The organism is Haloarcula sp. HT12, assembly GCF_055271655.1.
In genome coordinates this window covers 346,248-371,450 of sequence record NZ_JBUXKW010000003.1, presented here as the reverse complement: position 1 = coordinate 371,450, position 25,203 = coordinate 346,248, and the positions used below count along the sequence as shown (strand labels likewise).

Sequence of the window (25,203 nt, the reverse complement as noted above, 5' to 3'; positions counted from 1 at the left end):
GGTTGGGCCGCTGAAAAGGGTTGTCGTCCGGAGACAGCCCGCGTAAACGGTCGGTCAGCGTGGGACGCTGGTCCGGAGAATCGCGCCGTCTTCGGGCGAGTTGTTCGCGAAGTTGCAGATGAACAGCGATTCGCGCTGGTCCCCGACTCCGAAGAGCACGTCCGAGGGGAACACCAGCCCGTCGTCCCCGGTCGCCACCACCGCTGTGGTCCCGTCCGCAGTCACTCGGACGACGCGGTTCTGGCTGTTGGCCGCGACGTAGATGTCACCGTCCCGGCTGGTGATGCCGTCGGCTCCGAATATCGCGCTGCCCTCGAAGAACACCGATGGTTCGCCGGCGGCCCCGTCCGACTCGACCGGAACACGGAGCAGCCGGCCGGTCTCTTCGGGGGCTCGCGTCACCGCGACGTAGATGTCACCGTCGGCATCGCGGGTGATCCCGTTCGCGCCGAAACTCTCCGTGTCCAGGCGGTCGTCGTCCAGCCAGGTCGACCGGTCTCCGTCGGTCATGACCGCGTAGACAACGCCGTTCTGGGACTCGGTCACCAGCAGGCGTTCCCGGTCGGCGTCGTAGTGGATGTCGTTCGGGAACCCGCTGATCCCGACAAGCTGTGTCGCTTCGCCGTCTGGTGGGACTTCCCAGACACCCGCTTGATCGTCCTGCGTGGCGACGGCGACGTACACCGTTCCATCTGGCGCTGCCTCGACCCCGATTGCACCGGGCAGCGTCGCAATCTGGTCAGTATCTTCGAGACTGAGGTCGGTCGATCCGGTCTCTGCTGCGGGGACACGCCGAAGCTCGCCAGCAGTAATGCCGAAGTACAGGTCCCCGTCCGGGCCGAACGCCATGTTCTCGGGCACGCGGTCGCCGCCGACCGAGACGAGCGTCTCGACGGCCGCCCGGTCCGGCGTTGCTGTCTCGGTATCGGTCGGGGTCGGTTCGTCGGTTCTCGTCGCGGGTTCGGCACCGCCGTCGTCTGTGGGCGTTGGCGTCGAGTCGGTTTCAGCCGGTTCGTCACCGCCGGTACAGCCGGCCAGACTCACGCCGGCGATGGCGCTGCAACCTATCAGGAATCGTCGCCGCGTCGTGCGTCGTCGGGTCATGCGGATACCTCTCGACGTATGGCTGACAGATCCCTGAAACCTCGGATTACTGAAAGACAGACTGTGGATACCTGATATAGCCGGCGACGGTCCGTCTCAGGCGAGCCGTCGGACCAGCACCGAGAGGCCGAGGCCGCAGGCGAGCACCACGACGAGGTTGAACGCCGCCCTGAACAGCGGCCGGTACCTGTCGGTGACGAACGTATCAATCGCCGACGACGCGGAGAAGTAGAACTGCAGTGTCGCGATGAGCGCCACGAGTGTGAGGATAGCGAACACTGCCCACTGTGCGTAGACGGCTATCGACCGATCGGAGCCGTCTGCATCGTCCTCGTCGACGGAGTCGTCGGTGTCCGCGTCGATGTTCTGTGCCACTGCGTCGGTGGTGGAGGTGTCACTCATTGGTCTGTCTCCGTGCGATGAGGAGCGCGCTTGCGAGGACTGCAAGCAGTCCGATAAGCGCCGTGAAGCCCGGACCATCGGCCGAGGTCTGCTGTGGCTCGTCCATCTCCTGGCCCTCCGGCCGTTCCTGTTCGAAGTCGCTGGACTGGAAGCCGACTTCCTGTCGGGTTTCGTTCTCCTGTAGCCGCTCCGTCGGATGGAGGTTCGCCGGGGAACTCTCCGTGCCGACGATGACGCCGTCGGAGAGCAACATCCCGTCGAGCCAGTAGTTGTAGCCGTCAGGCACCGTCAGTTGGGTTCTGACGATCTCCGTCCGACCGGGGCGGATCTGGCCGACCCGCACGGTCGACTCGTCGGCGATGACGTTCGAGTCGGCCTGCCGTGCCCGGAGCCGAAGCGACAGGTCATCGGACGGCGTGTTCCCGGCGTTCGTGACGTACACCGAGACGTTCAGCGTCGTTCGGTTGTCCGAGACGCCGTCGATCCGGTAGGTGATAGAGTCGAGCGGGACGCCGGCGTTCTCGAACCGCTGGAAGGTCACGGTACTCCGGGCGTACGCCGGCGTGAGGGCGTCGACGTTCTGGACGGACTGCTGTCCGGTCTCGACGCGGTTCCCGTCCTCGTAGACGATGGTGTCGATCCGATAACCGCCCGCCCGCTCGACTGTGATGTTCGACCGCACCGATACCTCTCGTTCCCCTTCGATCTCTCCGACCGACCGCCGCGTCGTCGTCGCGACGAGGCCGGTGTCCGCGTCGATGGCCCGCGTCTCGACGGTGACATTCTCGGCGGGACCGCCGCGGTGGGAGAGCCGGGCGTCGATGGAGAGCGTCACCGTCTGACCGTCGACGGCGGCCGGCTCGATGGTCGTCTCGCGGAGGTCGAGATAGCTCTCGCGAACGTCGTCCTCGGGTTCGGAGAGCACGCCGGGGACCGCTGTTGCACCGATGACCATGGCCAGGACGACCACGACCACGCCACCGGTCAGGAGGGTTTCACGTCGCACACGAGGATGGCCAACAGCCGCCACTAAATGTCTTCTGCACGGTCAAGCGCGGATTGCAGCGTCACCGAACACGAGCTACCCGAACGCGCCCAGACTCGACTGGAGGTCGCGGTCGGTCCCGCCGTCCGTGAGTTCATACCCCACGAGCTGTCGGAGGTCGACGGCGTAGACGCTGCCGTTGTTTTCCAGCACGGCGACCCGCCCTTTCGTCCCGCGGATGGTCCCCGTCGCCAGGGTTTCGGCCATCGGCCGCTCGGAAAGTGATAGGTCGTACTCGAAGTCGTAGGTCAAAAGCGGGTCGTAGCGCTCACACAGCGACGCCCACCAGTCGGCGTCGACGGACTGGTCGAAGCCCGATACCTTCGTAGGCACTCTGACGCGGTCACCCAGGTCGGTAGCGATGTCGGCCTCGACCTGGCGGGCGATACGGCCGTCGGCAACGGTCCGAAGGTGGGCGGCCCTGTCAGCGCCCTGCTCGCGGAGCCGCGTCTCCAGCCGCCAGGAGCGGGTGACGCCAACCTTGACGGTAGCCGGCGCGAACGCCGCCAGATACACCGCGTGTTCCTCGTCGCAGGTGTCGAGGGGCTTGTTGCAGTCCCCGGTACACCGGGCGCACGGCCAGATGTCGGTGTGTTCCGGGCAGTACGGCGCGGGGTTGTTGTCGCAGTGAAAATGCCGGTCCCCGTCGACCGCGCCGGCACAGTGGCGCTCGCCCAGCGTGTAGGAGAGTTCGGTGCCCGGGTCGAGTCGCTCGGTGGAGACGCTCCCGTCCTCGGCTAACAGGAGCGCGGCGTGTTCCTCGACCCGCGCACGGTAGCCCACGACCTGCACGTCCGGCGGTTCGACCCGGAGCCGCAAATGGCTGCCGGGACGACGTTTTTGTGTTCGACTGTCATATATCCACACATGGCAGACCTACAGCTTCGAAGTCCGGCTTTCGACGACGGCGAGCGCATCCCCGAGGAACACGGCTACTCGGCAGCGAACACGAACCCGCCCCTGGAAATCGAGAACGTCCCGTCGAGCGTGTCGTCGCTCCTGCTGATCGTCGACGACCCGGACGCCGAGGAGCCGGCCGGGAAGGTGTGGGACCACTGGCTCGTCTGGAACATCCCGCCAGATACCGGTCGGATTCCGGAGGGATGGGAGCCCGACGAGGCCACGGAGGGACAGAACGACTTCGGGGAGGTCGGCTGGGGCGGCCCGAGTCCGCCCGACCGGGAACACACGTACCGGTTCCTCCTGTACGCGCTGGATACGACGCTGGACCTCTCGCCGGCAGCGGACAAGGACGACGTGTACGACGCGGCCAGCGGCCACGTCGTGGAAAAAGCGCAACTGACCGGGACGTACCCGGCCTGACTCCGCTCAGAGCTCTTCGAGCAGTTCGCGGGTCGACTGGCGCACGGCGTCGTCGCTCGACTGCTCGGGCTCCCAGCCCAGCGCCGAGAGCTTCTCAACGGAGAGGCGCATCCGCGGCACGTCGCCGGTCCAGCCGCGGTCCCCGCCGGTGTACTCGTATTCGGGGTCGATGTCCATTTCATCGGCGACGATGCTGGCGATGCGGTCGACTGATGTGGTCGTCCGCGTGCCGAGGTTGAACACGTTGTGGTCCCTGTCGGCGTGTTCGACGGCGAACAGCATCGCGTCGATGCACTCGGAGATATGCATGTAGGACTTCTCCTGGCGACCGTCGCCGAGGATCGTCAGCGTCGACGGGTCGTCGGTGAGCTTCTCGATGAAATCGGGGATGACCGCGCCGCGCAGGCGCGGACCGACGATGTTGGCGAAGCGGAACACCCACGACTGGATGTCGTGGCTGTGGGCGTACGTCGAGACGAGCGACTCTTCGGCGAGTTTCGTCGCGCCGTAGACGCTGATGGGTTCGAGCGGCGCGTAGTCCTCCGGCGTCGGCCGCGGCGCTTCGCCGTATACGGTGGACGACGACGTAAACACGAGATTTTCGACGCCGGCTTCCTGCATCCGTTCGAGGATGTTGTACGTGATGTCGCTGTTGTCCTCGAACTGTCGGCGGGGCGTGTCCGTGTCGACCAGTTTCGACGCCGCTAGATGGACGACGAGGTCGACGTCGCTCGTGATGGCTTCGGCGACGGTGTCGGGATCGGTGAGGTCACCGTCCAGGTAGGTTGCATCCTCGTGGACCCAGGCGGACTGCCCGTTAGATTCGTTGTCGACGACGACCACGTCGTTGTCCGGAACGAGGCGCTCGACCAGATGTGACCCGATAAAGCCCGCCCCGCCGGTGACGACTATTCGCTTCTCTGATACATCCATAGTTGCGATGCTTCCCATGCGAGAAAAAACGTTATGGTCGCGGCCCATTCCGATGGAACCAGTACCGGATGACAACGTCGTTTTATAGCTTCCCCTGTGAGAGTCGGCTATGACTCGATTCACTCGCCGCGGCGTGCTCTCCGCGACGACCGTTGCCCTCGGTGCGGTAGCCGGCTGTTCCGGCGGCAGTTCGGAGGCGGAGCCGACCGAAAGCGGGGAGACGGCGACGCCCATCCCGGGCCAACCGCTCTCGACGCCGGTCGCCGGCGACCCCGAGGCCGACGTGACAGTCGCGGTGTACGAGGACTACGCCTGTCCGCACTGTGCGACCTACTCGGAATCCGTCTACCCGAAGGTCCGCGAGGACTACCTCACCGATGGAACCGTCCGCTACGAACTTCACGACTTCCCGATTCCGGTCGACGAGACCGTCTCCTGGCAGGCCGCAAGCGCCGCGCGGGCCGTCCAGGACAACGCCAGTGACGAGGCCCTTTTCACCTACTCCGAGCGCCTGTTCGCGAACCAGAACCAGCTTGGGCCGGACACCTACGCCGAACTGACGGAGGGGCTCGACGTCGACGGCGAGACGGTTCGAGCGGCCGCGACGGGGGAACTGTACCGCCCGACAGTGTCCGACGACCGCGACGCCGGAATCGACCGCGGCGTCCAGGGAACGCCGACCGTGTTCGTCAATGACGAGCCCGTGGAGTGGAGCGAAATCGCCTACGAGCCGGTCCAGTCAGCTATCGAAGCCGCGCGGAGCGACGGATGAAGGACTCGCCGCGGGTGACGGTGCTCCGACTGGGCCACCGGCCGGGTCGGGACGAGCGGATGACGACCCACGTCGGCCTGACCGCCCGCGCGCTCGGGGCCGACAAGGTCGTGCTGGCCAACGCCGCCCGCAACCAGGCCGACACCGTCATCGACATCACCGAGCGGTTCGGCGGCCCCTTCGACGTGACCTCGACGGAGGAGCCAAAGCGGCTCATCCGCGATTTCGAGGGCCGCGTCGTCCACCTGACGATGTACGGCGAACCGGTCCAAGACGTGGAGGACGACGTTCGGGCGGCTCACGCCGAGGAGCCGCTGCTGGTCGTCGTCGGTGCGGAGAAGGTTCCCTTCGAAGTGTACGAACACGCCGACTGGAACGTCGGCGTCACCAACCAGCCACACTCAGAGGTCGCCTCCCTGGCCGTCTTCCTCGACCGGCTCTTCGAAGGCCGGGAACTCGACCGCGAATGGGAGAACCCCGACAGGGTGGTCGTTCCCCAGGAGACCGGCAAGCGGGTCGTCGATCCCGACGAGGAGTGATACCCACGCAGTTGTGCCGCGGGCCTTTTATCCCTCGACGCTAACTGTGGCGCAGATGTCGCGTCACAACGTGTTGGTCGTCGTCGCCGACAGTCTCCGCGCCCGGAACACCTCCGTCCTGGGCTATCGCCGGGGAACGACGCCGTTTCTCGACGCCTTCGCCGAGGAGGCGACGGTGTACACGCAGGCCCGCAGCCCGAGCAACTGGACGGTCCCCAGCCACGTCAGTATGTTCACAGGCCACGAAGTCCACGAGCACGGCGTCGACCACACCGCCAGACTCGACGCCGGCCACACGATCTTCGAGGAACTGGCCGGGGCGGGGTATGACACGGGGCTGTTCTCGGACAATCCGTTCCTGACCGATCACGAATCCGGGCTCGACGAGGTGTTTCAGACGGCTATCGGCTCGCCCGAGCAGTACGACTCGGCCTACGAGACCAACGGCTCGCTGGGCGACTGGCCCAACGGCTTCTGGTACGCCGACCGGACGCTGGAGTGGATCGACGGCCGGGAGAGCGAGTGGGCCGCCTGCATCAACCTGATGGACACCCACCGGCCGTACGAACCACTCGCCGAATACGACGAGTGGAGCGACGAGCGCTCCCGCGAACTGCAGGAATCGATGGGGTATAAGTGGCACTGGGAGTTCCTCTCGGGGGATCTGTCGCTTGGCTTTGCCAGCATTCTCGAACAGATTTACGACGGTGCGGTCAGGCAGGCCGACGCCATCTTCGAGTCGCTGATCCGCGGGCTTGACGAACAGGGAGTCCTCGACGACACGCTGGTCGTCTTTGCCGGGGACCACGGCGAGGGCTTTGGCGAACCGACGGCGATCCCCGAGGAACCGCCGGCCGTCAGCCACCGAATCGGGACCCACGACGCGATGTATCACGTCCCGCTGGTCGTTCGCGCACCCGGCCAGCGCAGCGGGCACCGCGTCACCGATCTGGCGACGCTCAGTCGGTTTCCCGACGCCGTCCGGACGATTGCGCTCGGTGAGGGACACGTGGATGGTCCGGCGTTCGTCCCACCGAGCGGCCGCGTCGTCGCGTCCCAGTCTCCCATCGGCCCGGCGATGCGCGAGGAAGCCGAGCGAATCTGTGGCGACGCCACGCCGTTCGCGAAACACGCCCGCCTCGTTTATCGAAACCGGCCCGGTGACGAGGTCCAAAAGCAGGCAGCGTGGGGCGACAGCGCTCACGAGTCGATTGTTCAAGGTCGTGTCGGGACCGCCGAGGATACCGACATCGACGCCGCCATCGTCCGGGAGCACTTCGACAGCGACCGGTACGCCGACGTAGACATCGCGACGCCGCTCGACGGCTACACCGAGTTCGAGGACGCGTCCGACACACAGTTTGCCGGGGCGCTCGATGACCGACTGGAGGCGCTGGGATACAAATGACACAGATACTCGACACCGAACTGGTACTCGTAGTCGCCGCCGACGAAAACAACGTCATCGGCCTGGACGGCGGTGTCCCCTGGCACTACCCCGAGGACGTGCGCCAGTACAAGGACCGCATCGCGGGCCATCCGGTCATCCTCGGCCGGCGGACGTTCGATTCGATGGATCCGCTCACGGACTGTTACACCGTCGTCCTGACCAGCGACGACAGCAGGAGCGCCGACTCGGAGACCGTCGAGTACGCCACGACTCCACGGGCAGCCGTCGAGGCGGCCGCTCGCGCCGCCGCGTCCGACGAGTTCGGCGGCGACAGCGCTAACGAGCGCGACTCGCCGCCCGTCACCTACGTCATCGGCGGCGAGGCGGTGTACGACCTGTTTCTTCCGTTCGCCGGCCGGGTGTTCCTCAGCCGTATCCACGAGCGCAACGAGGGCGACCGCTACTTCCCTGACCTGGGCGAGGAATGGACGGAACTGTCCCGGGAGTCGTACGACGGATTCGACGTCATCGAGTACGGGCAGGTGTCGCCGCGGCCGCTTGAGGACCTCTGACGACTCATCAGCGCCCTCACAGTGGAAATCAGCCGTATTTGTCACCTATCGTAAAATCACAGCCATTAAAGTAATTCAAATGACTAGTATATCGTAACAACTCGCGATGCTAGACAAAATCAAAAAATCCGTATCGGACGTTTTCTCGGGTGGGAAGCAACAGTCAGATGACGGGCCACAGGCCAGTACGGTAGCCGAGAAACGAGTCCAGGCCAGCTCTACCAACGGAAGCGAGGACGGCACGGACGCCCCCGAGGAACCGGAGTCGAACCTCTACGAGTGTCCGTCCTGTGACGCCGTCTACGTCGCTATCGACAAAGAGACCTGTTCCTCCTGTCGGACCCCGGTCGAACGAATCGAGTAGCAGCGTTGGGGTGTCGGAGCCACGTGTACATGGTGGTCGCCCCTCGGGAGTGGCTGCTGGTGTTTGCCACAGTTGCCGTCCGCCGGCACGCACAGCGCGTGCGAAACAATGTTAGCATGGTCCCCTCCATCTAGCATGATCCCGGCCCCTGCATCAGCGTTCGAGAGAGGACGACCCGATGGTTTTAACCACATGACTCCCGGATGTGCGGGTAATGGCTTTTGAGGAACTCTTGGAGGACCCCGTCATACAGAAGTACCTCCACGAGCTGGTCGGACCGAAAGGGATGCCGGTCGCCGCCGCGCCGCCGGACGGCGAAGTGACCGACGAGGAACTGGCCGAGGAGCTCGGGCTCGAACTGAACGACGTGCGCAGAGCGCTGTTTATCCTCTACGAGAACGACCTCGCGACCTACCGTCGGCTCCGCGACGAGGACTCTGGGTGGCTCACGTACCTCTGGACGTTCCAGTACGAGAAGATCCCCGAACAGCTCCAGGAGGAGATGCACCGCCTGCTCGACGGCCTCGAAGAGCGCCGCGAGTACGAGCGGGAAAACGAGTTCTACCTCTGTGAACACTGCGGCATCCGCTTCGAGTTCGGCGAGGCGATGGAATTCGGCTTCGAGTGCCCCGAATGTGGCAATCAGGTCGAGACGATGGAGAACACCCGGCTCGTCACCGCGATGGAAAACCGCATCGAGGAGCTCAGGGACGAACTGAACGCTGACGTGGACGTGGAAGCCTGATGGTCGTTCTCGGCACAAAAGTGTACGTCGCCGGCGACGCCCGGGACCGTACGCTCGACGGGCTGCGCTCGATGGTCGGCAACGAACTCGGCGACCTCGACGTGGAGTACGACATCGGCCTCCGGGACGACGAGTTCCCGTCGGTGACCGTCGACGGCCCAGACGAGACCGTCGCGAAGAACCTGCTGCGCGAGGAGTTCGGCGAGATGGTCGCCGACCACGAGGACGGCGAGACGTACGTCGGGACCCTCGATAGCTGGGACGAGGACGGGTTCGTCCTCGACGTCGGATTCGGGCAGACAGTCCGGATTCCGGCCGACCAGCTCGGGCTCGGACAGGGGACGCCAAGCCAGATCCGGAAACGGTTCGGACTGGTCCAGCACCTCCCCCTCCGGTTCGTCGCGGGCGACCCGCCGCGGTTGGCCGAGGTCGAGCAGGACCGCCTCTACGAGTGGACCCGAGGCAACGGCCGCATCAACGCGAACAGCGTCACGCGCTCGGAAGCGCGCGCGACGGTCAACCGCGCCGGCCACGCACAGGACATCGTCACTGTCGAACGCATCGGCCTGCTAGAACAGAGCATCATCTGCAACCCGGACACCGACCCGCCGGGGCTGCTCGCCGACATCGGGCAGTACATGCCGTCGGAGCTGCTGGCAATCGTCCCCTGACTTTCGAGCTATGAAACGCCGCCACCTCCTGCTGGTCGCCGTTCTCGCACTGGTCGCCCTCTCGGGCTGTTCCGGCTTCTTCGGCTCCGAAGAGGTCGATCCGGAGCGGCTGAACGAGAACGCGAGCTACGACTGGGACACGTCCGCAGACGGGACAATCGTCATCGAGGAGTCGAAGTACACTGCCGTCTACGCCGTCGAAAACGAAACGACGTTCGACGTGTACACCGTCGACGGCCTCGGGCGCGAGCGGAGCGTCCCCATCAGTGCGCTTCGGTTCAGATACGACAACGGGACGGTCGTTAGCGCCGCAGAATCCTCGCTGAGCGCCTCGGAGAGCCGCCAGCGAACCACTATCTCCTTCCCGGGGAACGTCTCCGGAAAGGTCGGGTACTCGGTCGCCCGGACCGGGAAACGCTTCGCCTCCCCGACGCTCGTCGAGGACGGTTCGTACACGGTCGTGCTCCCGCCCAACACCGGGGCCGGGATTCCGTTCCTCTCGCGCATCAGCCCGGGCGGGTACGAGTCCGAGACCGTCGACGGCCAGCAAGTCATTCGGTGGGACGAGGTGACCTCCGACCAGATCGTCGTCCGGTACTACCTCGACCGTGACCTGTGGCTGTTCGGCGGCCTGGCGGGGATCGCGATCACTGTCGGCGTCGTGGGGACGCTGTACTACTATCGACAGCTTCAGGCGGTGATTCGCCGACGGAAGGAGGCCGGGATCGATCTCGAAGAGGAAGACGGCGACGACGACCCGCGGGACCGCGGCCCGCCGCCGGGAATGCGCTGACGGCTGCGCTGTACCGGGTCACTTTTTCGCGTCGGGCGTGCACACACGGCTATGAGCAACGGGTGGTTCGCCGGGCTGGACCCGGACGACGACGCGGCCGCTGTCGAACGGATAGCGGCCGGGCGAGCCGACACACCGGAGGACTGGCCACAGCAGGCCGTCGACGCTGGGTTCGCCGACGACGAGGCGGCTTACTACGACCGCCTCCACGAGGTGACGATGGCGGCGACCAGCGCGGCGGTCGCCGAACAGGAGGGGGCCGACGACCAGCAGCTCGTCCACGCCGTGCGGGCCATGGCCGACTGCGAGCGGACGGCCAACGAACTCGCCGAGCGGGTCGCCGAATGGGGCGGGAGCCGTCACGGGGACAGCGGGAGCGGCGTCGACTACGCCCGTTCGCTGATCGACCGAGACGACGAGGACGAAGGTGATCGCGCGCTCCGGTTACTCGCCGAGCAGACGGCCGAGTTGGCCGACGAAGCAGACTCGCTCCGAGCGTACATCGAACGGACCGCGCCCGCCGTCGCGCCGAACCTTTCGATGCTGGCCGGGCCAGTGCTTGCGGCCCGCCTGATCTCGCTGGCCGGCGGGCTCGAAGCACTGGCGAAGAAACCGAGCGGGACGGTGCAGGTCCTCGGCGCGGAGGACGCCCTGTTTGCCCACCTCAAGGGGAATGCGCCGTCGCCGAAACACGGCGTCATCTTCACCCACGAGTACGTGCGCGGGACCCGCCGGGAAGACCGCGGGTCAGCAGCGCGGGCGCTGGCGGGCAAGCTCTCCATCGCGGCCCGCATCGACCACTACAGCGGCGACCGTCGGCCCGACCTGCAGGCGGAACTCGATGAACGGATCGACCGGATTCAGGCCCGCGCCGAGGAGGGCGACGAATGACACTCCCGACTGGCGTCGAGCGCCACGATTTCGACGGAGAAACGAGCCTCGCCACACAAGGGCAGCCGGTGTACGGCGAGCGGACGGACGGCGACTGGCGGCGGTGGGACCCACATCGCTCGAAGCTCGGGGCGATGCTGGCGCAGGGGATGGACACCGGCCTTGAGGGCGGCGAAACCGTCCTGTATCTCGGCGCGGCGGCCGGGACGACCGTGAGCCACGTGGCGGACTTCGGCGGCCCGACCTACGCCGTCGAGTTCGCGCCCCGGCCCGTGCGAGAACTGCTGGACGCCGCGGAGAGCCGAGGGAATCTCTTCCCGCTGTTGAAGGACGCACGCAAGCCCGAGAGCTACGCCCACGTCGTCGAACCGGTCGATGTCATTGTGCAGGACGTGGCGACCAGAGGGCAGGCCCGTGTCGCGGCGCTCAATAAGCAGTTCCTGACCGACGACGGGCGGCTCCTCGCAGCCATCAAAGCCCGGAGCGAAGACGTGACGGCCGACCCCGACGCCGTGTTCGACAGCGTGCGGGACGAACTCAGTTCGGAGTACGAACTGCTTGAGACGGCGCGTCTGGACCCGTACCACGAGGACCACCTCGGGATTGTCGCCCGGCTCCGGAAGAACTGACTGGAGACGCCCTGTCCACACAATTACACCGGATTGGAACCCAGTTGTGCGGGCCGAGCGGGCGGGGACGGAAGGCTTTAGCGGGTCGATTCCGATGTGCTGATTAATGGACGCGACGGGTTCTGCCGAGCATTTCACCCGGATGGGGACGCTCGGCATCGAAGAAGAGTTCTACGTCGTCGACGAGTTCGGTCGCCCGACATCCGGAACGGACGAACTCGTCTACGAGGCGGAGCCGCCGGCGGTGCTCGACGGCCGGCTCGACCACGAGTTGTTCAAGTGTGTTATCGAGACGCAGACGCCACGGATCGACGACCCGGCAAACGCCGGTGAACACCTCCGGTCGGTCCGGGACGCGCTAGTGGCTCACGCCGAAGCGAACGGGTTCGGTATCGCCGCGGCAGGGCTACATCCGCTGGCGAAGTGGCGCGAGCTCGAACACGCCCAGAAGCCCCGCTACAGATCCCAGCTGGACCGCATTCAGTATCCACAGCACCGCAACACGACGGCCGGCCTCCACGTCCACGTCGGCGTGGACGACGCCGACAAGGCCGTCTGGGTGGCGAACGAACTCCGCTGGCACCTCCCGCTGATGCTCGCGCTGTCGGCGAACTCGCCGTACTGGAACGGCTTCGACACCGGGCTGCAGTCCGCCCGCGGGAAGATATTCGAGGCCCTGCCCAACACCGGGATGCCGACGGCGTTCGACGACTACGACGCCTTCGAGGCCTACGAACGGCGGATGCTCGAAACGGGCAGTATCGACGACCGCGGCGAACTCTGGTTCGACGTGCGACCGCATTCGGGCCACGGCACCGTCGAGGTGCGCGCCCCGGACGGGCAGGCCGATCCCGACCGCGTGTTGGCCTTCGTCGAGTACGTCCGCGAACTCGTCCGTGACCTCGCTGAACGGTACGAGGACGGCGAGTCCGGCCGGCGACTCCGCCGGGAGTTTCTCGACGAGAACAAGTGGCGCGCGATCCGCCACGGCCAGTCCGCGGAGCTGCTGTCGCGCGACCTCTCGACGACCCGCTCGGTCGAGGAACTGGTCGAGATCGAAAGCGACCGACTGGGCATCGACGGGCTGTGGGAGCTGTACGACCGCGAAAGCGGTGCCAAACGACAGCGACGGCTTCGCACGGAGGACGGCGTCATGGCGCTTGCTGACTCGCTGCGGTTGTAATCGGTCGGCGATAGCGAGTCGTGCCAAGGGTTTTTATCCAGCTGTAGCTTTTGTCCTCACAGAGACAACGCATGTCCCCAGACGACACAGACCACGACGACCCCGAGGACACGGACGTCCGTGAGCGAATCGAACAGGAGGCGGACCGCGCGGTCGAGCAGTTCGACGAAGGCATCGTCGACCTGCTGGCGTGGGTGCTCGATACGGAGACGCGGGCGCGGATCTACGTCCACCTGCGGCAACACCCCGAAAGCACCAGCGAGGAGATCGCCGAGGGAACCGGCCTGTATCCGAGTACCGTCCGCGAGGCGCTGGCCGCCCTCACTGACGAGGAAGTGGTGACCCGACAGAAACGAGAGAGCGACGGCGCGGGCAACAACCCCTACGAGTACAGCGCCATCTCGCCGAGTGACCTCGTCAACACTATCGTCGGCGATATCCAGTCGGAACTGAACACGGTGTTCAATCTCGACGACCACATTGGTGGGGGCGAGACAACGCTGGAACCCGACGACGAACCCGTGACGATTTCGGTCGAGGACGCCGACGACGATACGTCCGACACTGACGCCGATGCAAGCGAGGACAATGGCGACGAAGCGGACGGCTCCGAGGGCGGAGCCGACGACGCCGACGTGTAGTCAAAACCGGCTCCGGCGAGCCGTTTCGTGAGTCGATATTACTAAACCTACCCGTACCGTTGCCCGGGATATGAATGTCGCGCTGGGGGGAACGTTCGACCCGATTCACGACGGACACCGCGCGCTGTTCGAACGCGCATTCGAACTCGGGGACGTGACAGTCGGCCTCACCAGCGACGACCTCGCGCCGAAGACGCGCCACGACCAACGCCACGTTCGGCCGTTCAGCGACCGAAAAGCCAGCCTGAGCGACGAACTCGCGACGCTCGCCGCCGACCGGAAACGCGACTGGCAGGTCCGTGAACTGACCGAGCCGACGGGTATCGCCACGGAGCCCCAGTTCGACGCGCTCGTCGTCTCGCCCGAGACGGAGACCGGCGGCCGCCGCATCAACGAAATCCGCGAAGAGCGGGGCCACGACCCGCTCGAAATCGAAGTCGTCCCGCACGTCCACGCCGAAGACGGCGACATCATCTCGTCGACCCGGATCGTCAAGGGCGAAATCGACGAACACGGGAACCTCACGCCGAACCGCACCGGCCGCGAAAACATCTCGTAACTACCAGCCCGGCGCTTCGAGTCCGGCCGTCTCCAGTAAGTCCTTCCAGCGCTGTTGAATCGTCAGCCGAGAGACGTCTGTGGCCTCGGCGACTGCGGACTGGGACCGCTCCTCGCCGGCGACCAGCGCACCCACATACACGCTAGCCGCCATCGTCGCCTGCTTCGACCGGTCCTCCTCGGGTACTGTCGAGAGGAACAGGTCGACCGCGTGGGACCGCGCCTCCGTCCCGAGGTCGAGTCTGTCTGACGCCGCCTCAATGTCGGACAGCCACTCGTCGTGCTCGATTCGGTCGCTGGCGCGGTACATACAGCGTCGTTGGTCCCTACCGTACCTAAACCTTTGTCGCCCGCAAGCGAAGGGTTCTTGATGCCAACGCGGATACCGACTGGTGCGCGCGGGTTGCCGAGCCAGGCCAAAGGCGTAGCGCTTAGGACGCTATCCCGTAGGGGTCCGCCGGTTCGAATCCGGTCCCGCGCATGAGCGAACGAAGTGAGCGAAGAGCAGGACCGGAACGAACCCTGCAAGGAACGCGCAGCGAACTGTTGTGAGCGAGCATTTTTTGCTCCGGTTCGAATCCGGTCCCGCGCATTCTTGCTGCGAGCAAATCGCGAGCAGCAGAATCGCCAGCGGATTCGAATCCAGGGAGTCGCAGCGGCCAAACGAAGTGAGGCCGACCGTCTCCATCCGGTTCGAGTCCGGTCCCGCGGGTTCTCATTGCCAGAAGCTACAGAAGCGGGGTCACCCGCCAGATTCCCATCGGGCAAGAATCGCAACTGCCGCTTATAGGGTGAGTCTACGTCGTACTAGATGAGGCACTGACGATGTCAGTTTACGACCCACTCCGTGACTCGTCTGCTCGCGCCGCAGGATCGACTCGCTTCGACTATGCGGTCGACGACGCGGACAATCCGACCGAGCTCACCGTCTTCAGCGACCAGGACGACGAGCTCCCGACCCACTGGATTTCGGTCGACATCGAGCACGCCGTCGCGCTCGACGAGATGCGGTGAGCGAGGAGTGGGCTCGCTCAGGCTCGTGTCTGACTGTCTATTTTTCACGAGAGAAGGGACAGAGAACGCTCTGGAAGCGTTGTGTCCGAAGTAAGTTTGCGTGGGTGCAGTCCCAAGGGAATGCACCTGCACTCTGAGAGTGCGTGGGACCGGATTCGAACCAGAGGAAGACTCGTTTCACTCGTCTTCCAGGGTTCGAATTCGATCCGTTCGATATGCAGAGCGCTCACGATATGTTCGCGCTCAGGAGAAATGCGTGGGACCGGATTCGAACCGGCGGACCCCTACGGGACAGCGCCCTCAACGCTGCGCCGTTGGCCTGGCTTGGCTACCCACGCGCGCTCTTACTGAGTGCATTCAATCGTTCCCGGTGGGTCAATAAAAGCGCTTTCGTTTGACCGCGCCCCGGGAGGGTGTGTCACTCCCACGAACCGGACGTTTGAAATATCACGAAACCGCTACGGGGGGCATGGCCAAATACTCGACCGGCAGTGGCGGCGACAGCGCCGGCGGGAGCTGTGAGCTCTGCGGTAGCGACGGTGGCGACCTCCAGACCGCTAACGTCGCTGGTGCGACCCTGCAGGTGTGTGACAGCTGTGCGCGTGACCACGGGGAAAACGAGCGAACGACGGGCAGTGACAGCTCGCGCGACGAGCAGGACCGGAAACGCAAAGCCGCACAGAACGCGGCGAAAATGCGGGACGCACAGCAGGCCGACGCCTCCCACTGGGAGGACGGCGCTGACTACGACGACGACCAGCTCCCATACCTGGTCAAAAACTACGGCGAGCGCGTGACGGAGGCACGCCAGGACGAGGGGCTCCAGACCGCCGAGCTCGCCGAGGAGCTCGACCTGGACGAAGCGGACATCCTCGCCGTCGAGCAGGGGCGGGCGACACAGGCGAACGTCGGTGGCTCGACGATCAAGGCACTGGAACAGTACCTCGATATCGACCTCGTCGAGTCCAACTGACCCCGAATATTTTGCCGACTCCGCCGTAACGGTCGGTATGGACCTCTCCGCCGAGCAGCGCGCCATCCGCGACACAGTCCGGGAGTTCGCCGTCGAGGACATCCGCCCGAGTGCCGCCGACGCCGACCGCGAGCAGGCCTTCCCCGAGGAGTGTTGGGACGGGCTCGCGGCCATCGACATCACCGGGCTGACGACGCCGGCCGAGTACGGCGGCTTCGACGCGGACAACCCGACGTACGCGCTGGTCAACGAGGAACTCGCCTACGGCTCCCTCGCCGTCGCGACGGCGCTGTCGGTCCACTGCCTGGCGACTTCGTGTATCGCGCAGTTCGGCTCCGAGGCGGTCAAAGAGGACTGGCTCCCGGAGATGGTCGACGGCCGCCCGGTGGGCGCGTTCGCGCTCTCGGAGCCACAGGCCGGGTCGAACCCGCGGGAGATGTCGACCACCGCCCGACGCGACGGCGACGAGTACGTCATCGACGGCGAGAAGCAGTGGATTACGAACGGGGAACGGGCCGGCGTCGTCATCGTCTTCGCGAAGACTGACCCCGAGGACCCGGATTCGATAACGCAGTTCCTCGTCCCGAAAGACACTGCGGGCCTCACCGTCGGCGAGAAAGAGGACAAGCTCGGATTGCGCGCGAGCGACACGACACCGCTCCAGTTCGACGGCGTCCGGGTCCCAGAGCGCTACCGGTTGACAGCGGAGGGTGAGGGGCTGGCAGCGGCGCTGTCGATTCTCACCACCGGACGTGTCGCTATCGCCGCCCAGGCCGTCGGACTGGCTCAGTCGGCTCTCGACGAGGCGCTGGACTACGCGCAGGAGCGTGAGCAGTTCGACCAGCCCATCAGCGAGTTCCAGTCGATTCAGCACAAACTGGCCGATATGGCGACGAACGTGCAGGCAGCGCGGTTGCTGACGTGGGACGCCGCACAGCAACTGGAGCGTGGGGAGCGGGCGAGAGCGGCGGCGAGCATGGCGAAGTACTTCGCGAGTGAAACGGCAGTCGACGTGGCCAACGAGGCCATCCAGATCCACGGCGGCTACGGCTACACGACGGACTACCCCGTCGAGCGGTTCTACCGCGACGCGAAGGTGACGACCATCTACGAGGGGACCAGCGAAATCCAAAAAAACATCATCGCGCGGGACCTGCTGGAGTGAGTTGGCCGGGGCGAAGCGGTTTTGCGGGCGTCGACCCTACCAACGCGTGTGACACACGACGCCGTCATCTACGACCTCGACGGAACGCTCGTCAGGCTGGCCGTCGACTGGGACAGGGTGACCAGCGACGTTGCGACGGTCCTGCGCGAACGGGACGTCGACCCCGAAGACCGGGATCTCTGGGAGATGCTGACGCTGTCATCCGAGACTGGTCACCGTGACGCAGTCGAGGCGGCGATCACCGACCACGAGCGGACCGGCGCACACGACTCGGAGCGACTGCCGCTCGCCGACGGACTTCCACACAGCGTCCCCGTCGGCGTCTGCTCGCTCAACGCCGAAGCGGCGTGCCGGGCAGCGCTGGCGGTCCACGACCTCGACGGTCACGTCGGCCCGGTCGTCGGCCGCGACACCGTCGGGTCCTCGAAGCCGGACCCGGAGGGGCTGCTGGCGATTGCCGACGAACTCGGTGTCGAGCCCGAAGCCGCGGTGTTTGTCGGTGATTCCGAGAGCGACGCGACGGCCGCCCGGCGGGCCGGGATGGCGTTCGCGTGGGCGAGCGAGTTCGATCAGGCCCGGTATCGCGCGTAGAGGTAGACACAGACGGCCGTCAGAAACCAGACGAGCGCGCCGACCCGAACCGCGAAGATCGCCCGCGCGGTCCAGGTCGAGAGCGTAACCGCGGTCGACGCGAGCACGACGAGCGGCGAGCCGACGAGTATCGTCGCCACGAAGGTGACCTGCATCACCCACCCGAAGTCGACGCCGTCCGGGTCCGTCTTCTCGACTGTTGGCACATGCAGTGTTTCTGCTAGCTGCGGCAAGCACCTTGCGGTTTCCCGCACGAACCGCGCAATCCGAACAGGTAAGGCGCAGGCGCACCCTCGCTCGGATATGCCAACGGTCCGGGACCTGCAGGCGATGGCTGGTGAGGAGCCGATCACGATGCTGACAGCGTACGACGCCGTCACCGCGAGCATCGTCGACGACACCGGTGTCGACGTCATTCTCGTCGGCGACAGCATGGGGAACGCCGTCCTCGGCCACGACGATACGCTCCCGGTCACACTTGAGGAGGTGGCCTCCCGCGTCGGGGCCGTCGCACGCGGGGCGGACGACGCCCTCGTCGTCGCCGACATGCCGTTTCTCTCCTTCGGCGCGGACGAGAGCGAGAGCATCCAGAACTGCGGACGGATGCTGAAAGAGGAAGGCGCTAATGCGGTCAAGCTCGAATCCGGGCCACACACGGTTGACCTGACCGAGCGGCTGACAGACCTCGGAATTCCGACGATGGCCCACCTCGGACTCACGCCCCAGAGCGTCAACCAGACCGGCTACACCAGACAGGCGACTGACCGCGAGGACGCCGAGGAAATCCTCGACCTCGCCCGCGAGCACGAGGACGCCGGTGCGTTCGCGCTAGTGCTCGAACACATCCCGGCGAACCTCGCCGCCAAGGTCACCGAGGCAGTCGACATCCCGACAATCGGAATCGGGGCCGGCGGTGACTGCGACGGCCAGGTGCTCGTGTTCACCGACGTGGTCGGACTCTCGGAATCGAGTCCACCCTTCGCCGAGCAGTTCGGCGACGTTCGCGGCGAGGTTGCAGACGCTGTCGACGAGTACATCGACGCCGTCGAATCCGGCGCGTTCCCGGGCGAGTCCCACAGCCACACCGAGGACGAACTCGACGATCTGTACTGAGGTGTCGGCCGGCGAGCGACCCCGGCGCTATCCTGCTGCCGTCTGGTTCTCGATCCAGGCATCGTACGCGGACTGGTTCTTGACGACGACGGTGGCGTTCATCTTACTGTGGCCGGCCCCGCACATCTCGGCGCAGTACAGCCGGTACTCGCCGGGTTCTGTCGCGTGCGTTCGGGCGGTCATCGTCCGGCCGGGGAAGATGTCCTGCTTGACGCCCAGTTGCGGGATGTAGATAGCGTGTATCACGTCTGTCGTCTGCAGCCTGAACGTGACGTTCTCGTCAGCCGGCAGCACGAGCCGTTCTTCCGTCGTGACGTTTGCCTCGCCGTAGGAGAACTCCCACCCCCACTGGTAGGCGAGCACGTCGATCTCCGTATCGTTCGCGAAGGCGTCGCCGTCGGCGGACGCCTGAGCCGCCGCGGGCGTGATGTAGGGGTTTGCCATCACCACGAACGCCGAGACGCCGACGAAGACGAGTATCGCGCCCGTCGCGGCCGTCCATGTCACCTCTAGCGCCGGGTCGTCGACCGTCGGCCGCGGGTCGTCGTTGCTCCGGAACCGGTAGATAGCGTACACGAGCGTGAGTTCGACGAACAGCGTCAGTGGCAGAGCGACGTACAGGAGTTGGGCGTTGAGTTCGTCGATAGCCGCCCTGTTGAGCGACTGGGCCGCGGCTGGTGCGGCCAACAGCGAGAGTCCGACTACGAGGAAACCCCCCCGAATCAAGCGCCGTCGAAGACGCATTGTCACACTGTACCAATCGCCATGTCAAATAACTTTCCCAAAGTCGAGCTGGCCGAAAGGTGGTCGCCACTGGAGTCGGGTTTCCAGCGTAGTTTTATGAGTGTGGGCGTGTCAGAGATTGGTAACGTGTAGCATGATGAAACGAGCAATCGTGCCGGCAGGGCCAGTTACACACAGATGCTGAACAGGGCTATCGTCGAGGGAAGCGCCCTGGCTGTGCTGGCGCTGTCAGTGCTTTCCCTGTGGGTTTGGGAGCGGCGGAAGGCACGACCGGAGAGCGACGGCGGATACACGACGCGAGAGGAGATAGAATTCGAAATCGGCCGGATACAGTCGGCCGTGTATCGTTGGCTGACGACGACGGACCACCGGGATATCGGGCTGCTGTACATCTTCTTCGGCACCGCCGCCGGTCTGTGGGGCGGCGTCGACGCGATGATGCTGCGGACGGAACTGCTGACGCCGCCGGCGGACATCTGGACGCCGGAGACGTACAACGCGCTGTTTACCACCCACGGGCTGACGATGCTGATATTCTTCGTCCTGCCGGTCTTTTTCGGCATCGGGAACTACGTCCTGCCGCTGCTTATCGGGGCCGACGACATGGCGTTCCCGCGGGTCAACGCCATCGGCTTCTGGCTGCTTCCGCCGGCACTCATTATGGTCCGGATGGGACTCATGATCCAGGTCCTCGGCCAGGTGCTGAATCTGGTGCTTCCCGCGGACGCCATCCGGTTTTTCCTCACGATGCGTGAAGTGAGCATCGGCTGGACGCTGTACGCCCCCCTGTCCGTCCAGCAACCGAACCCGCAGATAGACATGCTGTTGCTCGGATTGCACCTGAGCGGCATCGCCACGACGGTCGGGGCTATCAATTTCATCACCACTATCGTCTACGAGCGCGGCGAGGGCGTCTCCTGGGCAAATCTGGACATCTTCTCGTGGAACATGCTCGTCACGAGCGGGATCGCGCTGTTCGCGTTCCCGCTGCTGGGGAGCGCGCTGGTGATGCTCCTGCTCGACCGCAACCTCGCCACGACGTTCTTCGCGACGGAGGGCGGCGGCGCGATCCTCTGGCAACACCTGTTCTGGTTCTGGGGCCACCCCGAGGTGTACATCCTCTTCCTCCCGGCGACGGGGTTGATGAGCCTCATATTACCGAAGTTCGTCGGCCGGAAACTGTTCGGCTACCAGTTCATCGTCTACTCGACGCTGGGGCTTGGCGTCCTCTCCTTTGGCGTCTGGGCCCACCACATGTTCACGACGAGCGCGGACCCGCGAGTCAAACTGTCATTCATGGCGATCTCCATCGCCATCGCCGTTCCCAGTGCGATCAAGGTGTTCAACTGGATCACGACGATGTGGGAGGGGAACATCCGCCTGACCGCGCCGTTCATCCTCTGTGCCGGCGGCATCGGGACGTTCATCATCGGCGGCGTCACCGGTGTCTTCCTCGCGGTCATCCCCGTCGATATCCTCTATCACGGGACCTACTACGTCGTCGGGCACTTCCACCTCATCGTCGTCGGCATCATCCCGTTCCTGATGATCGCAGCGAGCTACTACTGGTACCCGCTCATCACCGGCCGCTGGTACGACACGCGGCTGGCGCGGTTCCAGTCGCTGCTCATCGTCTTTGGCTCGTTCGTGACGTTCATGACGTTGCTCGTCATCGGCGGGATAGGGCTCCCGCGACGGCAGGCCATCTACCCGCCGGAGTACCAGTTCGCCCAGCAGATCGCGACCGTCGGCGGCTACGTCATCGGCCTCAGCGCGCTGCTGTGGCTGTACAACATGCTCGTCTCCTACTGGCGGGGGACGCCCGTGACGACGACTGACCCGTGGGGGCTGAAGGCGACGAACCAGTTCACCCGCGAGTGGCAGTGGTTCGAACAGCACATGATGGACAAATACGACATGGAGCCGACCGAACCCGAGACGACGCGGCGCTCCTACGCCCCCGAAGCTGAGCCGACTGGACTGGCTGGCGGCGTCGGTACCGTCGCCCAGACTGTCTCCCAGAACGCGTGGATGGCCGCCGCCGGCGGGTTCGTCGGGACCGTTCTGATGAGCGGCGGACTCATCACGGCGATACTCGTCGGTGTCCTCGACCCGGTTTCCTTCGGGGAAATCGCCGAACTGGTCGGTCTACCCGCGAGCCCGGCCATCGGCGCGGTCCTGTTCCTCGTCGGCGGGACCGTCACCTGGCCGCTCCTGTTCCTGGCGTTTTCGGACTATCTCCCCGGCCGACTGCTGTTCGAGACCGGGCTGGTATTCGCGACGCTGATATCCAGCGGGTTCGCCATCGCCTTCTACACCGGGCAGAGCGGGCTCGCGTTCGTCGGGTATCTCACCTTCGTGCTCGTCTCCCACTGGGCGTACGGCGTCGGGCTGACGGTGACCTTCCAGTACCTCAAATCCGACGAGACGTTCCGCAGCCGCCGGGGAGGAACCTGACTGATGAGCGCCGGCACTGACTCGTTCGTCTTCCAGTACGTCGCGCCGTTCGTCGGCGTCCTGCTCATCGCAGTCGGCATCGCCGGTGCCGTGCCCGGCGGCTACGCGCTCATCGAACCGGACCTGGAGAACTGCGGGAACCCGACCATCGGGGTCGAATCGCCCGAGGCAACGGCTGAGCGGTTCGACGAGAACGAATCCAGGCCGCGGCTCCCACGACTGGCCTTCGAGAACCTCTCCTCGGCCGAGCAAACGGCGTTCCTGACGGCGATAGACGACCCGGTCGGCGAGGAACAGGTCGTCGGTGACGTGCCCAACGCCGACAGTTTCCGACGTGGGAGCATCGTCTCCTACGAGGGCGAGCAGTACTACGTGACCCTCGTCGCCGAAAACACCTGTTTCGCGGCCGCGCCGCTACAGTTCCCGCTCGGTGTGTTCGCCATCGCCCTCGGGTTCCTCGGCGTCCTGGCCCCGCCGCTGTACCGGCGGCTGGTACGGCTTGAACAGCGGGCTGGCCGGTCGAAGTAGTGGGCTCCTGCGCGCAGCGCCGGAGTCAGAGCGCAGCGCCGACGTACAGCACGACGACGAGAAACACCCACACCAGATCGACGAAGTGCCAGTACAGCGACGTGGTCCGGATGGCGGTGTCCCGTTCGGGCGCGTAATGTCCCCGGAGCGCGCGCCCGAAGGCGATAGCGAGCAGCAACACGCCGAGCGCGACGTGGAGGCCATGGAGGCCGGTGAGCCCGTAGAACGCGCTCCCGAACGCGCCGGAGCCGATACCGAAGCCCTCCACGGCGACGAACTCGTAGTACTCGTACACCTGCCCGGCGAGGAAGACGACACCCAGCAGCAGGGTCACGCCGAGCAGGCCGAGGAACCGCCGCCGGTTCCCGCCTTCCAGCGCCTCGTGGCCGTAGTGGAGCGTCACGCTACTTGCCAGCAGTAGTGCGGTGTTAATGACGACAAGCGAACCAAGCAGCGGCGGGAGATGGTCGGGTGGCCACGCGCCGGCGCGGATGAACGCGTAGTAGACGAATCCCGCGGAGAACGTCGCCACGTCGGAGACGAGAAACAGGAGCATCGTCGTGGCGTACAGGTCGGAATCGCTCTCCCCGTGTCTCCGTAGGTAATCGGCGATAAACGCCTCGTTGGCCCACCCGGCGAGTCCGGCCAGCAAGCCAATCGCACCAGCGCCGCCGAGCACAATTGGAACCGGGGACGGAACCAGGTCGAGTCCGACAAACACCAATCCGACGCCCAGATACAGCGACGCAGCGCCAATTGCAGCTATCAGGGGCCACCGACTCCGGTGTTCGTGACCGTCTTCGGCGGCGTGTTCAGTTGCCGTTTCCGTCGAGCCAGCCATGCGAATGTATAGCAGTGAGTTCGGTAAAATAGTATCCCCACAGGTGACACGTCTGTCGCCGACCCTACCCGAATCTTTATGAAACCGTCAACCGACAGCCAGAGTGTGGTTTACGAGACGGGCAACCGAACGGTAGACGACGCTGTCGCGCGCGTGCTGGACGGTGAACGCCTCGACCGCCGAGACGGACTGGCACTCATCGCACAGCCGGTCGATGACCTCGCGGCCGGGGCCGACTACGTCCGCACGCAACTGGGCGACGACACCGTCGACGCGTGTTCGATCGTAAACGCCAAAGCCGGCAACTGCGCGGAGGACTGCGGCTTCTGTGCCCAGTCGGTCCACTTCGACACCGGCATCGACAACTACGGCTTTCTCGGCCCGGAGAAGATACTCGAGGCCGCAAAGCGCGCCGAACGCGACGGCGCACAGCGGTTCGGGGTCGTCGTCGCCGAGAAGGGCGTCTCGAAGGAGCACCGCCCCGAGGAGTGGGAAGAAGTCCTCGAAGCCATTCGCCTCGTCCGCGACGAGACGGACGTGGAAGTCGACGCGAGTCTCGGTATCCTCACGGAAGAGGAGGCGTCGATCCTGGCCGACGAGGGGCTCAACCACTACAATCACAACATCGAGACCTCGCCCCGGTACTTCCCGGAGATCGTCCAGTCCCACACCTTCGAGAAGCGGGTGGAGACACTCCGGGTCGCCAAAGAGGCCGGCATGGACCTCTGTGCCGGCGTCATTCTGGGCATGGGCGAGTCCCCGACCGACCGGGTCGACGCGGCGATGGCCCTGCAGGACATCGGTATCTCCTCGCTCCCGGTCAACATTCTGAACCCGGTCGCCGGCACCCCGCTGGCCGAAGAAGGGTTGCCGGATATCACGACCGAGGAGGTCGTCAAGACCATCGCGGTGTACCGCCTGCTCCACCCCGAGTCCCGCGTGCGCCTGACGGGCGGGCGCGAGGTCAACCTCGACACGGACGGGCAGGTCGCCGCGCTGGAGGCGGGTGCGGACGGTATCCTCACGGGCGATTATCTCACCACGGAGGGCCAGTCGGCGGCCGACGACCTCGAAATCATGCAGGCGGCCGGGCTGGAGCCAAACACCGAGGCCAATCAGTTCGACCCCGAGGCGGTCAAAGAACGCGCAGCCGACGAGACGGACCCCGAGACGGCGGCAGGGACGGCACAGACAAACACAGAGCTCAAATCCGACGACTGAC

The 25,203-nt window shown here is 65.4% G+C and carries 31 protein-coding genes and 2 tRNA genes; 23 read left to right on the top strand and 10 right to left on the bottom strand.

The window, feature by feature from the left end; translation table 11 throughout:
• Positions 1–54: 54 nt before the first annotated feature.
• The 4 genes from ACY9XZ_RS11515 to ACY9XZ_RS11500 all read right to left on the bottom strand — a co-directional run bounded on the left by ACY9XZ_RS11515 (position 55) and on the right by ACY9XZ_RS11500 (position 3,370).
• Entirely contained in the window at positions 55–1,104 is a 1,050-nt protein-coding gene (locus tag ACY9XZ_RS11515) for an SMP-30/gluconolactonase/LRE family protein (RefSeq protein WP_463457172.1), read from the bottom strand.
• A 96-nt stretch (positions 1,105–1,200) separates the two neighbouring features.
• Complete coding sequence (locus ACY9XZ_RS11510; RefSeq protein ID WP_463457171.1) at positions 1,201–1,506, bottom strand: hypothetical protein; 306 nt, start codon at positions 1,504–1,506, stop codon at positions 1,201–1,203.
• On the bottom strand, positions 1,499–2,512 hold the full coding sequence (locus ACY9XZ_RS11505; protein WP_463457170.1) for a DUF7490 domain-containing protein: 1,014 nt from the start codon (positions 2,510–2,512) through the stop codon (positions 1,499–1,501). Before ACY9XZ_RS11505 ends, ACY9XZ_RS11510 begins: the two co-directional genes overlap by 8 nt.
• Before the next feature lie 75 nt (positions 2,513–2,587).
• Positions 2,588–3,370, bottom strand: a complete 783-nt coding sequence (locus ACY9XZ_RS11500; protein WP_463457169.1) for a DUF2797 domain-containing protein — start codon at positions 3,368–3,370, stop codon at positions 2,588–2,590.
• Positions 3,371–3,418: 48 nt separating this feature from the next.
• Between ACY9XZ_RS11500 and ACY9XZ_RS11495 the strand changes: the two genes are divergently transcribed.
• Positions 3,419–3,874, top strand: coding sequence for a YbhB/YbcL family Raf kinase inhibitor-like protein (locus ACY9XZ_RS11495; RefSeq protein ID WP_463457168.1), 456 nt, complete (start codon positions 3,419–3,421; stop codon positions 3,872–3,874).
• Positions 3,875–3,880: 6 nt separating this feature from the next.
• On the opposite strand, the gene ACY9XZ_RS11490 is transcribed toward ACY9XZ_RS11495, so the two are convergent.
• Positions 3,881–4,807: an NAD-dependent epimerase/dehydratase family protein gene (locus tag ACY9XZ_RS11490; RefSeq protein ID WP_463457167.1), complete on the bottom strand. Its 927-nt coding sequence runs from the start codon at positions 4,805–4,807 to the stop codon at positions 3,881–3,883.
• A 109-nt stretch (positions 4,808–4,916) separates the two neighbouring features.
• Between ACY9XZ_RS11490 and ACY9XZ_RS11485 the strand changes: the two genes are divergently transcribed.
• The 13 genes from ACY9XZ_RS11485 (at position 4,917) to ACY9XZ_RS11425 (ending at position 14,556) form a co-directional block, all read left to right on the top strand.
• The gene (locus ACY9XZ_RS11485) at positions 4,917–5,579 is read left to right on the top strand and encodes a DsbA family protein (RefSeq protein WP_463457166.1); all 663 of its coding nucleotides are present in this window, start codon (positions 4,917–4,919) and stop codon (positions 5,577–5,579) included.
• Positions 5,576–6,118: a tRNA (cytidine(56)-2'-O)-methyltransferase gene (locus ACY9XZ_RS11480; protein ID WP_463457165.1), complete on the top strand. Its 543-nt coding sequence runs from the start codon at positions 5,576–5,578 to the stop codon at positions 6,116–6,118. Before ACY9XZ_RS11485 ends, ACY9XZ_RS11480 begins: the two co-directional genes overlap by 4 nt.
• A gap of 55 nt (positions 6,119–6,173) precedes the next feature.
• Complete coding sequence (locus ACY9XZ_RS11475; RefSeq protein WP_463457164.1) at positions 6,174–7,526, top strand: sulfatase; 1,353 nt, start codon at positions 6,174–6,176, stop codon at positions 7,524–7,526.
• On the top strand, positions 7,523–8,080 hold the full coding sequence (locus ACY9XZ_RS11470; protein WP_463457163.1) for a dihydrofolate reductase: 558 nt from the start codon (positions 7,523–7,525) through the stop codon (positions 8,078–8,080). The genes ACY9XZ_RS11475 and ACY9XZ_RS11470 overlap by 4 nt, the downstream gene beginning before the upstream one ends.
• 106 nt (positions 8,081–8,186) lie before the next feature.
• Complete coding sequence (locus tag ACY9XZ_RS11465; protein ID WP_463457162.1) at positions 8,187–8,444, top strand: hypothetical protein; 258 nt, start codon at positions 8,187–8,189, stop codon at positions 8,442–8,444.
• 214 nt (positions 8,445–8,658) lie between these two features.
• Positions 8,659–9,189, top strand: a complete 531-nt coding sequence (gene tfe / locus ACY9XZ_RS11460) for a transcription factor E (RefSeq protein ID WP_004592762.1) — start codon at positions 8,659–8,661, stop codon at positions 9,187–9,189.
• A complete protein-coding gene (locus tag ACY9XZ_RS11455; protein ID WP_463457161.1) occupies positions 9,189–9,860 on the top strand; it encodes a DUF2110 family protein in 672 nt (223 codons plus the stop codon). Before tfe ends, ACY9XZ_RS11455 begins: the two co-directional genes overlap by 1 nt.
• Positions 9,861–9,870: 10 nt before the next feature.
• The gene (locus ACY9XZ_RS11450; RefSeq protein ID WP_463457160.1) at positions 9,871–10,653 is read left to right on the top strand and encodes a DUF5803 family protein; all 783 of its coding nucleotides are present in this window, start codon (positions 9,871–9,873) and stop codon (positions 10,651–10,653) included.
• Between the two features lie 51 nt (positions 10,654–10,704).
• Complete coding sequence (locus tag ACY9XZ_RS11445; protein WP_463457159.1) at positions 10,705–11,544, top strand: NOP5/NOP56 family protein; 840 nt, start codon at positions 10,705–10,707, stop codon at positions 11,542–11,544.
• On the top strand, positions 11,541–12,173 hold the full coding sequence (locus ACY9XZ_RS11440) for a fibrillarin-like rRNA/tRNA 2'-O-methyltransferase (RefSeq protein WP_463457158.1): 633 nt from the start codon (positions 11,541–11,543) through the stop codon (positions 12,171–12,173). Before ACY9XZ_RS11445 ends, ACY9XZ_RS11440 begins: the two co-directional genes overlap by 4 nt.
• A gap of 106 nt (positions 12,174–12,279) precedes the next feature.
• Positions 12,280–13,356, top strand: a complete 1,077-nt coding sequence (locus ACY9XZ_RS11435; RefSeq protein WP_463457157.1) for a glutamate--cysteine ligase — start codon at positions 12,280–12,282, stop codon at positions 13,354–13,356.
• Positions 13,357–13,427: 71 nt separating this feature from the next.
• A complete protein-coding gene (locus ACY9XZ_RS11430; RefSeq protein ID WP_463457156.1) occupies positions 13,428–13,997 on the top strand; it encodes a helix-turn-helix domain-containing protein in 570 nt (189 codons plus the stop codon).
• A gap of 70 nt (positions 13,998–14,067) precedes the next feature.
• Positions 14,068–14,556 carry a phosphopantetheine adenylyltransferase gene (locus tag ACY9XZ_RS11425; protein WP_463457155.1) on the top strand — a complete coding sequence of 163 codons (489 nt, stop codon included), beginning with the start codon at positions 14,068–14,070 and terminating at the stop codon, positions 14,554–14,556.
• On the opposite strand, the gene ACY9XZ_RS11420 is transcribed toward ACY9XZ_RS11425, so the two are convergent.
• A complete protein-coding gene (locus ACY9XZ_RS11420; RefSeq protein ID WP_463457154.1) occupies positions 14,557–14,865 on the bottom strand; it encodes a cyclin family protein in 309 nt (102 codons plus the stop codon).
• A gap of 86 nt (positions 14,866–14,951) precedes the next feature.
• Between ACY9XZ_RS11420 and ACY9XZ_RS11415 the strand changes: the two genes are divergently transcribed.
• Both ACY9XZ_RS11415 and ACY9XZ_RS11410 read left to right on the top strand, forming a co-directional pair.
• A tRNA-Leu gene (locus ACY9XZ_RS11415) sits at positions 14,952–15,036 on the top strand.
• Between the two features lie 344 nt (positions 15,037–15,380).
• Entirely contained in the window at positions 15,381–15,569 is a 189-nt protein-coding gene (locus ACY9XZ_RS11410) for a DUF7511 domain-containing protein (protein ID WP_463457153.1), read from the top strand.
• A gap of 253 nt (positions 15,570–15,822) precedes the next feature.
• Here the strand turns inward: ACY9XZ_RS11410 and ACY9XZ_RS11405 are convergent.
• Positions 15,823–15,907: transfer RNA gene (locus ACY9XZ_RS11405), tRNA-Leu, on the bottom strand.
• Positions 15,908–16,038: 131 nt separating this feature from the next.
• Here ACY9XZ_RS11405 and ACY9XZ_RS11400 point away from each other — a divergent pair.
• The 3 genes from ACY9XZ_RS11400 to ACY9XZ_RS11390 are packed head-to-tail and all read left to right on the top strand — an operon-like array spanning position 16,039 to position 18,298.
• Positions 16,039–16,542 carry a helix-turn-helix domain-containing protein gene (locus ACY9XZ_RS11400; RefSeq protein WP_463457152.1) on the top strand — a complete coding sequence of 168 codons (504 nt, stop codon included), beginning with the start codon at positions 16,039–16,041 and terminating at the stop codon, positions 16,540–16,542.
• A gap of 37 nt (positions 16,543–16,579) precedes the next feature.
• The gene (locus ACY9XZ_RS11395) at positions 16,580–17,707 is read left to right on the top strand and encodes an acyl-CoA dehydrogenase family protein (protein WP_463457151.1); all 1,128 of its coding nucleotides are present in this window, start codon (positions 16,580–16,582) and stop codon (positions 17,705–17,707) included.
• Between the two features lie 48 nt (positions 17,708–17,755).
• Positions 17,756–18,298, top strand: a complete 543-nt coding sequence (locus ACY9XZ_RS11390; RefSeq protein WP_463457150.1) for an HAD family hydrolase — start codon at positions 17,756–17,758, stop codon at positions 18,296–18,298.
• Here ACY9XZ_RS11390 and ACY9XZ_RS11385 read toward each other — a convergent pair.
• On the bottom strand, positions 18,277–18,504 hold the full coding sequence (locus ACY9XZ_RS11385; protein WP_463457149.1) for a DUF5822 domain-containing protein: 228 nt from the start codon (positions 18,502–18,504) through the stop codon (positions 18,277–18,279). The two genes, ACY9XZ_RS11390 and ACY9XZ_RS11385, sit on opposite strands and share 22 nt — an antisense overlap.
• Before the next feature lie 97 nt (positions 18,505–18,601).
• Here ACY9XZ_RS11385 and panB point away from each other — a divergent pair, with 97 nt between their 5' ends.
• Positions 18,602–19,411 (top strand): 3-methyl-2-oxobutanoate hydroxymethyltransferase, encoded by an 810-nt coding sequence (gene panB / locus ACY9XZ_RS11380; RefSeq protein WP_463457148.1) that lies wholly within the window; start codon positions 18,602–18,604, stop codon positions 19,409–19,411.
• Positions 19,412–19,438: 27 nt separating this feature from the next.
• On the opposite strand, the gene coxB is transcribed toward panB, so the two are convergent.
• Complete coding sequence (coxB, locus tag ACY9XZ_RS11375) at positions 19,439–20,155, bottom strand: cytochrome c oxidase subunit II (RefSeq protein WP_463457147.1); 717 nt, start codon at positions 20,153–20,155, stop codon at positions 19,439–19,441.
• Between the two features lie 177 nt (positions 20,156–20,332).
• Here coxB and ACY9XZ_RS11370 point away from each other — a divergent pair, with 177 nt between their 5' ends.
• Positions 20,333–22,612, top strand: coding sequence for a DUF6789 family protein (locus tag ACY9XZ_RS11370; RefSeq protein ID WP_463457146.1), 2,280 nt, complete (start codon positions 20,333–20,335; stop codon positions 22,610–22,612).
• 3 nt (positions 22,613–22,615) lie between these two features.
• The gene (locus ACY9XZ_RS11365) at positions 22,616–23,140 is read left to right on the top strand and encodes a hypothetical protein (RefSeq protein WP_463457145.1); all 525 of its coding nucleotides are present in this window, start codon (positions 22,616–22,618) and stop codon (positions 23,138–23,140) included.
• A gap of 25 nt (positions 23,141–23,165) precedes the next feature.
• On the opposite strand, the gene ACY9XZ_RS11360 is transcribed toward ACY9XZ_RS11365, so the two are convergent.
• On the bottom strand, positions 23,166–23,981 hold the full coding sequence (locus ACY9XZ_RS11360) for a cytochrome c oxidase subunit 3 (protein ID WP_463457144.1): 816 nt from the start codon (positions 23,979–23,981) through the stop codon (positions 23,166–23,168).
• A gap of 105 nt (positions 23,982–24,086) precedes the next feature.
• Here ACY9XZ_RS11360 and bioB point away from each other — a divergent pair, with 105 nt between their 5' ends.
• On the top strand, positions 24,087–25,202 hold the full coding sequence (gene bioB / locus ACY9XZ_RS11355) for a biotin synthase BioB (RefSeq protein WP_463457143.1): 1,116 nt from the start codon (positions 24,087–24,089) through the stop codon (positions 25,200–25,202).
• Position 25,203 lies beyond the last annotated feature (1 nt).